Here is a 10,389-nt window from a genome sequence, read left to right as displayed (position 1 = left end):
AAAGCGTTTGTTCAATCCCTTTTAACGTTGCTTATTAACGTGAAGACGCTCGTCACAAACGTGATCATTTTCATGGACTTAGCTTTCCGGTTAAACAAACTGTTACATTTAAAAAAGACAATTGTCATGAAATTATTATTATGAGCAATTCTCCTTCTGATGAACGTCAACCCAGCTATGTGAAACTCGCGATGCGAAATATGGTGCAAAAGCGAGTTACTTCTCTCAAGCATTTTCTGTTGACCACTGTCGGGCTGTTAGCTTTGTTTATTGGTCTTGCTTATTTAACTCGCTAATCATAAACTATCAATTTCACTACAGGAGATTTTTCGGCTGGTGCAAGTTGAAGTATATGTAGAAGATTATCTATGTGAATCTTCGCAAGCAGAAAGTATAAATATTGGTCATACCTATACTCTAATAACTGCTCAAACATGGGAAAATTGGTTTAATAGCTGGTTAGAAAAATTACAACCAAATATTCCATCTGCGGCAAGTTATGAAATCGGGTTGCGTTTGACCAATGATTCGGAAATTCAGGAATTAAACGCCCAGTACCGTCATCAAGACAAGCCTACAGACGTTTTATCGTTTGCCGCATTAGAGGTAGATTCTCCTGTGCCAAGTGAAATGCTAGCTTCTATGCCTTTGTATCTTGGTGATATTATTATTTCTGTTGATACAGCACAACAGCAAGCTCAAAAGCAAGAACATACTTTGTCAACCGAATTAGCTTGGTTAGCAAGCCACGGGTTGTTACATCTGCTGGGCTGGGATCATCCCGATGAAGAAAGTTTAGAAAAAATGCTCAAACAGCAAGTAATATTACTGAATTTAATAGGTATTTCTATAGACATAGAATTTTAGAAGTCGCATGTTGGATGAAAATGCGACTTCTTTGTTGTTATTTATATAATAATCAGTAGAAAATTGGCATAATTATCGATTTGACTATTAAAATCGGCACAGATTCCCAGTTCATCAACACCGCTGCTGTATTTTTTCAACTATGTCCCAACCAGTTTCACCACCACCAACTTCAAACCACTTAGAAACAGTTGTTACCAAAAAGCGAGAATTATCTTGGCAAGTTGCTGCTAATCTATTTGTGAGTTTTAAGTATGCTTGGTGTGGGATCACTTATGCTTTTCAAACTCAACGCAATTTTCGGATTCACGTTGTTATCTGTGGAGTAGCGCTAGGATTGAGTATTTTTTTACGATTAAAGGCAGTGGAAATTGCAGTTATAAGTATCACTAGTGGCTTGGTTTTAGCCTTAGAGTTACTCAATACAGCAATTGAGTCGGTAGTTGATTTAACAGTTAAGCAAACCTACCATGAACTCGCAAAAATCGCCAAGGATTGTGCTGCTGGTGCTGTGTTGATTTCGGCTTGTGTGGCAGTTTTGGTGGCGATCGCACTTTTATTTCCTCCCTTGCTAGCTTTGATTTTGTCGGCTGTTTAGAAATTTAATTTTTAATTTATTGTTTGATATTTTCACAACCAACAATTAACTGCATCACAGCGACACAAAATCTGTAACAATCAACCAAAATGGATGCAGTGGTTGACAACTGGAGTTAAATCGCAGTGCTTCTCGTTATTGACAATTACGACAGCTTTACCTACAATCTGGTGCAATATTTGGGAGAACTGGCGGCAGAATTCCCTGTAGCGGCAGATATCAAAGTATTTCGTAACGATAAGATTAACCTTGATGAGATTAAAGCCTTAAAGCCAGATGGAGTTGTAATTTCTCCCGGTCCTGGTCGCCCAGATGATGCGGGTATTTCCCTAGATTTAATTCAAAAACTAGGAACTGACTTACCAATCTTAGGGGTTTGTTTGGGTCATCAAAGTATTGGTCAAGTGTTCGGTGGTAATATTGTTTCTGCACCAGAGTTGATGCACGGCAAAACCTCCCAAGTGTCTCATACAGGAGTTGGAGTTTTCCAAGGATTAGAAAACCCTATTGTCGCTACCCGATATCATAGCCTGGTAATCGATCGCGACACCTGCCCAGATGTCTTAGAAATTACTGCTTGGGTGGAAGATGGCACAATTATGGGGGTTAGACACCGGAACTATCCTCATATAGAAGGCGTCCAATTTCATCCAGAGAGTGTTCTGACATCTTCAGGTAAGCAGTTATTACGAAACTTTCTTTGTAAATTACGACAAAAACAAGAGAGTAATAGATGAAACGACGGCAATTAATGGGCTATGCTGGGGCAGCTTTTGTAACAACTTTGGTTACTAGCTTGGATTCTCACTTTCAAGCTAATGCCCAATCTAGCGGTTCATTATCAATACAATGGTTGGGTCATACTTGCTTTCTGTTTACAGGTGGCGGTACGAAAGTTCTTGTCAACCCATTTCGCACAGTTGGTTGTACCGCTAAGTATCGTCCACCGAAAGTAGCAGCAGATTTAGTACTGATTAGCAGTCAATTGTTGGATGAAGGTGCAGTTGAAGACCTACCGGGAAATCCGAAGTTAATCTACGAACCCGGTGCTTACGAGTTTAAAGGCATTAAATTTCAAGGAATCGCTATTCCCCATGACCGCAAAGGTGGAAAGCAATTCGGTACAAATGCTGCTTGGCAATGGCAGCAAGCAGGAATTAATATCCTCCACTTAGGGGGGGCTGCTGCACCTATTTCCATTGAACAAAAAATTCTCATTGGTCGCCCTGATGTGGCACTAGTACCTGTAGGCGGCGGTGCTAAAGCTTATAACGCTGAAGAAGCAAAGCAAGCAATTCAGACCATCAATCCCAAGTTGATTATTCCTACCCATTACCGTACTCAAGCAGCTGATGAAGCTATTTGCGATATTTCTCCTTTAGATAATTTTTTAACGGTGATGAATGGGATGAGTGTACGTCGTAGCGATACCGACAACATTACTCTTAGTCCTGGTAATTTACCGGATAAGGGGGCGATACAAGTTTTAAGTTACAAGTTTTAGAAAGATTTAAGGGCAGGCAAAAAGCCTGCCTTTTAAGTTTTTGGTTGTGGGGGTACGATAGTAGGTTGTACAGAGCGCGGCAAAATTTGAATCAATTGGTGTTTCTGCACAGTACCTAAAACACGATGAGGCGTAGATAAATCAGTTACTCGTTGTGGAGAGATCCAAGCATAGCTATAAACTGGTAGTTCCGAAATTGTATCTACATCGTCTCCGTGGTGAGGAGTGTAAAAATCAAGTAGTACTCCGGTTTTTCCTCCAACTTTCACAAACTGAATAGAATGATTCTGCAAAATTTGGGCGATCGCAGGCTGTACTAAAAAACTTCTCATATCTGGATTATAATCACTCAAAAAGCCATGACTACCAACAACAGCCAAAGCTAACCAAGCTGGAATCAACCAACCAGCTAACCAGTAGTTGGAATTGAGAAATTTCTGACCAAAGCAATAACGACCAATCCACACTAAAGGTAAAATCAAGCAACCACAGCCTAAAGCCAAACCAACAGTTGCATATTTACGAAGATCATCACTACTCAAAATATAAATTAAGCTACCCGTCAACAACAATAAAATAGCAAGCACACCAAATCCATAACTGAGATTGCGAGGAAGTTTGTTGATATAAGCTAATATTGTCTGTTTATCTCCCCCTAACTCTTTAATCGGCTTTTTGCCATCAAAACCCACACTACCTAGCCAGTCCAATCCTAAAGCCGCCAACAATGCAATGAAAGGATATAGTAAAAGACTATAGTGAGGTAAACGAGTAGAAAAAAGACTAATTTCCAAAAATAAAACTAATGGGAAACCAACCAAGATTAATTGATAGCGATAAATAGGGCGACGCCAAGCCAAAATTACACCTATAATAGCCAAAAAAAACCAGGGAAAGGCTTTAATTGGGACATTCCAGAGATAAAATAAAATCCCATTATTGCCACGTTGTTTAGAACCTAAACGAAATACAAATTCTAATAATTCTTCTATAGTATCAATGCCGTAGTTGGAAAAATTTAACCACAGCCAAATTAAGGTCGGAATTAAACCCAGCAAAAAACCTAAATACAACATTGGGTTTTTCAGATGACCATGACGGCGATGTTCTCCAATCAGATAAGGAAACAAAGCTATCATTGGCAAAAAAATCATAAAGCTTCTGGCTAAGAAACCTAAACCAAAACAAACGCCAATAACCAAGCTATAAATATAGCGATATTGAGGATTTAATTCAGCTTTTAATAAAGCCAAAATAGCCAAAAGTACTAAAAAAACCATTGGCACATCAGGTGTACCTAAACGACAGTATTGTAACCACAAAAATTCCACACTCAAAATTGCAGCAGCTAGCCAAGCTATTTTTTGATTTAGTAAAATTTTGCCGATTTCATAGAGAATTAATATACTCAATACACCAAAAATCATACTTGGCAGACGTACGCTAGCCTCACTGATACCAAATAGGGTGTAAGAACTGGCAATTAACCAGTAAGGGCCTGGGGTTTTATGATGGGTTTGTGACCAAGGATTGATCCAATTACCAGAATCAAACATTTGACGCGATCGCCAAGCATAAAGTCCTTCATCATGGGCCATCAAGCTACTATGCCCAGAATTAAATAATAATAATGGCAGTATCCAAAATAACAAACTTATGTAAGGAAAGCCTACCCAAGAACGAAAACCCTGCCAAGCTAATTGATACTTTAGTAACTTAAATAACATTGATATCGATTGTTTTGTAATTAGTAGATCCCTAGATAGACTCGCTTATTTTTCAGACTGTTTTTAATATACGTATGGTGATACACAAATTTAGACAACGCATCTTCTGATCAAATTCCTATCTTATGCTGCTCAGACCAGAACAACGTACTAAACTTGACGTCGGTGACGACAAGGAATTTTATTCCTTTCCCCGCTTTGTCACTCATGTAGACGAAGGCTTTATTCAACAATTAACAGATTTATATCGCGATCGCCTCCAACCCAACACACGTATTTTAGATATCATGAGTAGTTGGGTTTCTCATCTACCAGAAGAAATGCAATTCAAACATGTGGAAGGACACGGACTCAACGCTGAAGAATTAGCCCGCAATCCCCGCTTAGATCATTATTTTGTCCAAGATATCAACGAAAATCCTCGTTTACCACTACCAGATCAAGAATTTGATGCTGTTCTCAACTGTGTCTCTGTGCAATATTTGCAATATCCAGAAGCAGTATTTTCCGAAATATATCGCGTCCTCAAACCAGATGGAATTGCAATCGTGAGCTTTTCTAACCGCATGTTTTTTCAAAAAGCTATCCAAGCTTGGCGAGATGCATCGGAAAGAACCAGAGTTGAATTAGTTAAAGGTTATTTTAACTCTGTACATGGATTTACTACCCCAGAAGTGATTGCTCGGCAATCAAATACACCAATTTTTCTTCAGTGGTTAGGCGCTGCGGGAGGAGATCCATTTTATGCAGTGATCGCTAGACGCCACGGCTGAAAAAATTGGGCATTGGGCATCGGGCATTGGGCATTGGGCATTGGGCATGGGGCATTGGGCATTGGGCATTGGTTATTCTCCCTTGACTCCCCACACTCCCTTATCCCCTTTCTCCCTTCCCCGATCCCCGATCCCCGATCCCTTCCAAAACCAAGTCTGATCAAAAAGTAAATTTTTTGCTACAAGCACTCATAAACCGTAATAATTGCCTTGAACGTTGATCATAACGGGAGTCAAACATGAATTTCCTTCGTGTCCGCAGGATTTTAGCTGTTGTGTTGCTGTCAGTGTTGTTATTGACCACAGCTTGTACTCCAAAAGAACCTGGACGTTTTGACCAGGTGCAACAAGAAAGCAGTCGTCAAAAAACTGGTCAAGCTGTTGCGAAAAATGCAACCCAAGGTAGTGAATTTAACAAGTTTTTCCCTCCTGCTGAAGATGGATACGAGCGTGTATATACTCAAGAGAAAAAGGGTTTTGCTGAAGCTAAGTTAAAAAAAGACGGTAAAGAAGTTGCAATGCTGGCTATTTCTGATACAAAGAGTACACCCACAGCAGCAGCAAAATTTGCTAGTAGCACTAAGCAAATTGCTGGTTATCCAGCAGTGGAAGTTGGTAATACTCAAACTGCGATATTAGTCAGCGATCGCTACCAGGTAAAAGTACTTTCTCGTTCACCATCATTTCAAGCAAGCGATCGCGAAACCTGGATTAAAAAATTTAACCTAGCTGGTCTAGCAAAACTGAAATAAACGATAACCAATAACCATTGTAAAGACGCGATTCATCGCGTCTCTAATAAATAAGGAGATTTTTGTGAGTAAACCAATTTTTGAGTTGGTAGACGAACTACCGACTAGTAACTTGACTGTTTCAATGTTGAATTCCCTGGATTTTGTCGCTCCTGGGGAATGGCAAAATGTAGTTGGTTTTGTCAACACTATTAAAACTGTGACGGGCGAAAGCGACGAAAGTCTGATTCAAGCTATTGGTGAACGAGCCATTTATCTTTATAATGATCGTTCCCAAGGCTACCAACGTGCTATGTGGTTGTATCAAACAGTCGATAGCACAGATAAAGCCCTGGGTGCTGCTGCTTTGGCTAATAAGGTAGGAGAAAAAATTCCTTTGTTGGGGTTTCTCAACTCTATTACTCCCAAAGCTGACAAAGCTCAAACTATTGACCTGTGTTTGAAATTAGTTGCTGAGTTAGTAGCTTTTTGTAGCATCAACGGTATTCCTGGTGATAGCATTGGGGACTTTGTCGCATCTTTGGGTGAGTATAGTGGTGAATCACTCATTCGGATGGTGGCTTTGGTTTGTGTTGATGGTTTGATACCTCTTGGCCCAGACTTCATCAACAAAGCCTTATCTACAATTAGTCAGACTAACCCTCAAGATTTAGAACAAAATACAACTTTTAAAAACATTCAAGAGGCGATTCCAGGTCAAAACTCTAGCAGCAAACTGAATTTTATTGGTGAAAGCTTTAACTCAGTTCAAGGTTGGATGAGTAACCTGGTTGCTAACAATGATTTGACGCCTCAAAAGGTTGTTCATAACTTGCAAAGTTTTGCCGAAATCGCTGATGACAAATTAGATTATTTAGGAGCGTTCCTCGATGTAGCGACAAATTACTACGAACATACAGGTACACAAACCCTTGCGCGTCGCTTGATTGAACGGGCTGTGGCAGAAATTTAGTTTCATAACTTCATGGATAATTAGTAATAACTTCTATTATTAATTATCCTTATTTAAAGAATAATTCCTAAGAAAAAATATTAGCAAAAAAGTAATTAATTAAACTGGAATTTCAAGGGTTGTATTCGATAATTGACACGACAAACTAGGAGTGTTGTTTGTGGTTTGGTGTTTCAACAACTAACTACTAATCACTAATAACCAACTAGTTGAAAGAGTTAACCATACAACCCCAATGAATCAGCATCACATTGAAGTCACAGTTTCTGCTAAAAAGTTTAAAGACAATATTCGCTACATCCGAGATTTTGTTGCACCTGCAAAGTTATGTGTCGTGATGAAAGCAAATGCTTACGGACATGGTTTGAAGCAGTTAGCAACAACGGCTGTTGTGGCAGGAACAGATTATATTGGTATTTGCACAAATCCAGAAGCAACAACTATCCGTGATTTGGGTTTGGATGTCAAACTCCTGCGTTTACGCATGGCGCTACCACAAGAATTAGAAGAATCAATACATCGCCTGGATATAGAAGAACAGGTGGGAACAATGGAAGCAGCAGAGTATTTATCTGATGCAGGAGTAAAACGCAACAAAAAAATTCCCGTGCATATCAATATTGATACAGGGATGGGTAGAAGTGGTTTCTTTTCATCTCAGATTGAAGAATTAAAGAAAGTTTGTGCTTTACCAGGTTTGTCTATTGTGGGAATTATGACTCATTTTGCCAGTGCTGACGGTAAAGATCTGGCGTTTACAGAAAAGCAGATGGCAGATTTTTATCATGTTCGTACTGCTTTGAATGATTACTTACCAGAAGATGTACTAACTCATACTCATAATAGTGCTGCAACAGTGCGCCTGACTCCGAAAAGTAATAGTTTAGTCAGGGTTGGTGCTGCTTGTTACGGGGTACGTACTTCCCAAGATTTTGAAAACCCCCTAGAATTAAAACCAGTAATGTCAGTAAAAACCAGGATAGCTCAGGTAAGGAAAATACCCGCAGGTAAAACTATTGGTTATGGCAGTTTATATACTACTCAACGCGATAGTTTGATTGCGTCTTTACCTGTGGGTTTTGGTGAAGGTTATCCGCGATCGCTCTTCAACAAAGGCATTGTTTTAATTCAGGGTCAGCGTTGTCCAGTTGTGGGAAGAGTTTCACTCAACATCACAACAGTAGATGTTACTGATCTACCAAAAGAAGTAAAATGGGGAGATGAAGTAGTACTCGTTGGTAATCAAGGTAACGAGGAGATTACCTTTGAAGAATTAGCAGATAAGTTTCAGAGTGTACATACAGAAATCAACCTGATGGCTGGTTTTATGAACCAGGTAAGTTACTTATATTGATTCAGGTGATGTGCTTTTTCCCATCTTGGCACGGCCAACTAGCCGTGCTTTTATTATATTTAGGGATCGGGGAAAGGGGAAAGGGGAAAGGGGAGCGGGAACTATTAACAGCTTAAAAGGTGTCTATTTAATTGTGTTAGGTACTTATCTATAGTGTTCCTAAATCATTCGTGAGATACAAGATCCCCGACTTCTTAAAGAAGTCGGGGATCTGGACTTGGCGATTCTCACAAATCATATAGGATTGCCATATCAAAAAAATTGCGATCGCTTGTTAAATCCAATCACCGAAATTCTTCTTGCTCCGAAGAAGATACGCAGCTTTTTTACTAGTTAAAAGTATAATTAGCGCATTTTTGGAATATAAAAGCTTTAAAAAGAAGAATAATTACGTAATTTAACTTAAAAAAATAAGTATTTATTTTACTTTTAAATTCACTTATAAATTTTGCTCTATACATACTGACATTTTGGTAAGTTATTAACATACCTTAAAAAAAACTGTATTTAGGCAAACAAGGGGCGAAGTTGAGTTATCATTCACAAGGCATTCCTCCTCACGGTGGGCAGTTAGTTAATCGCATTGCTACACCAGAACAAAAAGAAATTTTTCTTTCCAAAGCCGAATTTTTGCCAAGCGTGCAACTTGACCAGAGGGCAGTTTCTGATTTAGAAATGATTGCGATCGGTGGTTTTAGTCCGCTCACTGGTTTTATGAATCAGCAGGACTACGATCGCGTTGTTGCTGAAATGCGATTGGCTAACGGTACTGTGTGGTCAATTCCCATTACACTTTCAGTTAGCGAAGAAGTAGCAGCACCTCTTATCGAAGGGGGTTTAGTGCGTTTGGATAACCCCGAAGGCAGATTTATCGGAGTTTTGGAACTCAGTCAAAAATATCGCTACGACAAACAACGAGAAGCAATCAATGTCTATGGCACCGATGAAGAAAAACATCCCGGTGTACAGGTAGTCTACAATCAAGGGCCTGTGAATCTTGCAGGTGATGTGTGGTTATTAGAACGCGATCCCCATCCCTACTTTCCCGACTATCAAATTGATCCCGCCGCATCCCGACAATTATTCCAGCAAAAAGGCTGGAAAACTGTTGTTGGTTTCCAAACTCGTAACCCCATCCACCGCGCCCATGAATATATCCAAAAGTGTGCGCTAGAAACTGTCGATGGTCTATTTTTGCATCCACTGGTAGGCGCAACAAAAGATGATGATATCCCTGCGGATGTGCGGATGCGTTGCTATGAAATTCTCCTAGAACATTACTATCCCGAAGATCGAGTAATTTTAGCAATTAACCCCTCAGCAATGCGTTACGCTGGTCCACGTGAGGCAATTTTCCATGCTTTAATTCGCAAGAACTACGGCTGTACTCACTTTATCGTCGGGCGGGATCATGCAGGTGTTGGTGATTATTACGGAACCTATGACGCTCAATACATCTTCGCTGAGTTTAAACCAGAAGAAATTGGCATTACACCAATGATGTTTGAACACGCCTTCTACTGTACCCGTACAAAGCAGATGGCGACAACCAAAACCAGTCCCAGCAAACCCGAAGAACGTGTTCACCTATCGGGTACAAAAGTACGAGAAATGTTGCGTCGGGGCGAATTACCCCCACCAGAATTTTCTCGCCCAGAAGTAGCAGCAGAATTAGCACGGGCGATGAAAGTACCTGTTTAGGGAAAGGGGATTGGGGATCGGGGATCGGGGATCGGGGAAAGGGGAAAGGGGAAAGGGGACGTGGTAAGAAACTTGTTAAATAATTCCCCCTTGTCCTCCTTGTCTCCTTTGTCCCGCAATCCCCTTTCCCCAATTCCCTTTCCCCTTTCCCCAATCCCCAA

At 40.1% G+C, this 10,389-nt stretch carries 11 protein-coding genes; 10 read left to right on the top strand and 1 reads right to left on the bottom strand.

Going from position 1 to position 10,389, the window contains the following annotated elements; all coding sequences use genetic code 11:
- Positions 1–140 precede the first annotated feature (140 nt).
- The 5 genes from B4U84_RS21575 (at position 141) to B4U84_RS21555 (ending at position 2,969) form a co-directional block, all read left to right on the top strand.
- Positions 141–296 carry a DUF3285 domain-containing protein gene (locus B4U84_RS21575; protein WP_017311221.1) on the top strand — a complete coding sequence of 52 codons (156 nt, stop codon included), beginning with the start codon at positions 141–143 and terminating at the stop codon, positions 294–296.
- Between the two features lie 40 nt (positions 297–336).
- Entirely contained in the window at positions 337–867 is a 531-nt protein-coding gene (ybeY, locus tag B4U84_RS21570; RefSeq protein WP_131120522.1) for an rRNA maturation RNase YbeY, read from the top strand.
- Positions 868–1,009: 142 nt separating this feature from the next.
- Entirely contained in the window at positions 1,010–1,465 is a 456-nt protein-coding gene (locus tag B4U84_RS21565) for a diacylglycerol kinase family protein (protein ID WP_017311219.1), read from the top strand.
- Positions 1,466–1,590: 125 nt separating this feature from the next.
- Positions 1,591–2,202: an anthranilate synthase component II gene (locus tag B4U84_RS21560; protein ID WP_131120521.1), complete on the top strand. Its 612-nt coding sequence runs from the start codon at positions 1,591–1,593 to the stop codon at positions 2,200–2,202.
- On the top strand, positions 2,199–2,969 hold the full coding sequence (locus tag B4U84_RS21555; protein ID WP_131120520.1) for an MBL fold metallo-hydrolase: 771 nt from the start codon (positions 2,199–2,201) through the stop codon (positions 2,967–2,969). Before B4U84_RS21560 ends, B4U84_RS21555 begins: the two co-directional genes overlap by 4 nt.
- Before the next feature lie 32 nt (positions 2,970–3,001).
- Here the strand turns inward: B4U84_RS21555 and B4U84_RS21550 are convergent, their stop codons facing one another.
- Complete coding sequence (locus tag B4U84_RS21550; RefSeq protein ID WP_131120519.1) at positions 3,002–4,696, bottom strand: ArnT family glycosyltransferase; 1,695 nt, start codon at positions 4,694–4,696, stop codon at positions 3,002–3,004.
- Between the two features lie 125 nt (positions 4,697–4,821).
- Between B4U84_RS21550 and B4U84_RS21545 the strand changes: the two genes are divergently transcribed.
- From B4U84_RS21545 to sat, 5 genes are all read left to right on the top strand, one after another.
- The gene (locus tag B4U84_RS21545) at positions 4,822–5,469 is read left to right on the top strand and encodes a class I SAM-dependent methyltransferase (RefSeq protein WP_131120518.1); all 648 of its coding nucleotides are present in this window, start codon (positions 4,822–4,824) and stop codon (positions 5,467–5,469) included.
- Positions 5,470–5,708: 239 nt separating this feature from the next.
- Positions 5,709–6,221 carry a hypothetical protein gene (locus B4U84_RS21540; RefSeq protein WP_017311213.1) on the top strand — a complete coding sequence of 171 codons (513 nt, stop codon included), beginning with the start codon at positions 5,709–5,711 and terminating at the stop codon, positions 6,219–6,221.
- 64 nt (positions 6,222–6,285) lie between these two features.
- Complete coding sequence (locus B4U84_RS21535; protein WP_017311212.1) at positions 6,286–7,173, top strand: hypothetical protein; 888 nt, start codon at positions 6,286–6,288, stop codon at positions 7,171–7,173.
- 235 nt (positions 7,174–7,408) lie between these two features.
- Positions 7,409–8,527 (top strand): alanine racemase, encoded by a 1,119-nt coding sequence (alr, locus tag B4U84_RS21530; protein ID WP_131120517.1) that lies wholly within the window; start codon positions 7,409–7,411, stop codon positions 8,525–8,527.
- 528 nt (positions 8,528–9,055) lie between these two features.
- Positions 9,056–10,228 carry a sulfate adenylyltransferase gene (gene sat, locus B4U84_RS21525; protein WP_165490329.1) on the top strand — a complete coding sequence of 391 codons (1,173 nt, stop codon included), beginning with the start codon at positions 9,056–9,058 and terminating at the stop codon, positions 10,226–10,228.
- The last annotated feature ends 161 nt before the right edge of the window (positions 10,229–10,389 follow it).

Origin of the sequence: Westiellopsis prolifica IICB1 (assembly GCF_004323185.1) — a bacterium.
In the GTDB taxonomy this organism is placed as follows: domain Bacteria; phylum Cyanobacteriota; class Cyanobacteriia; order Cyanobacteriales; family Nostocaceae; genus Pelatocladus; species Pelatocladus prolificus_A.
This window is presented reverse-complemented; position numbering and strand designations above follow the sequence as displayed.

Excerpts from the sequence above, each read along its gene's own strand:
- B4U84_RS21555 (WP_131120520.1), top strand. The coding sequence starts at position 2,199 with ATGAAACGACGGCAATTAATGGGCTATGCTGGGGCAGCTTTTGTAACA.
- B4U84_RS21565 (WP_017311219.1), top strand. The coding sequence starts at position 1,010 with ATGTCCCAACCAGTTTCACCACCACCAACTTCAAACCACTTAGAAACA.
- B4U84_RS21550 (WP_131120519.1), bottom strand. The coding sequence starts at position 4,696 with ATGTTATTTAAGTTACTAAAGTATCAATTAGCTTGGCAGGGTTTTCGT.
- alr (WP_131120517.1), top strand. The coding sequence starts at position 7,409 with ATGAATCAGCATCACATTGAAGTCACAGTTTCTGCTAAAAAGTTTAAA.
- B4U84_RS21540 (WP_017311213.1), top strand. The coding sequence starts at position 5,709 with ATGAATTTCCTTCGTGTCCGCAGGATTTTAGCTGTTGTGTTGCTGTCA.
- B4U84_RS21575 (WP_017311221.1), top strand. The coding sequence starts at position 141 with ATGAGCAATTCTCCTTCTGATGAACGTCAACCCAGCTATGTGAAACTC.
- B4U84_RS21545 (WP_131120518.1), top strand. The coding sequence starts at position 4,822 with ATGCTGCTCAGACCAGAACAACGTACTAAACTTGACGTCGGTGACGAC.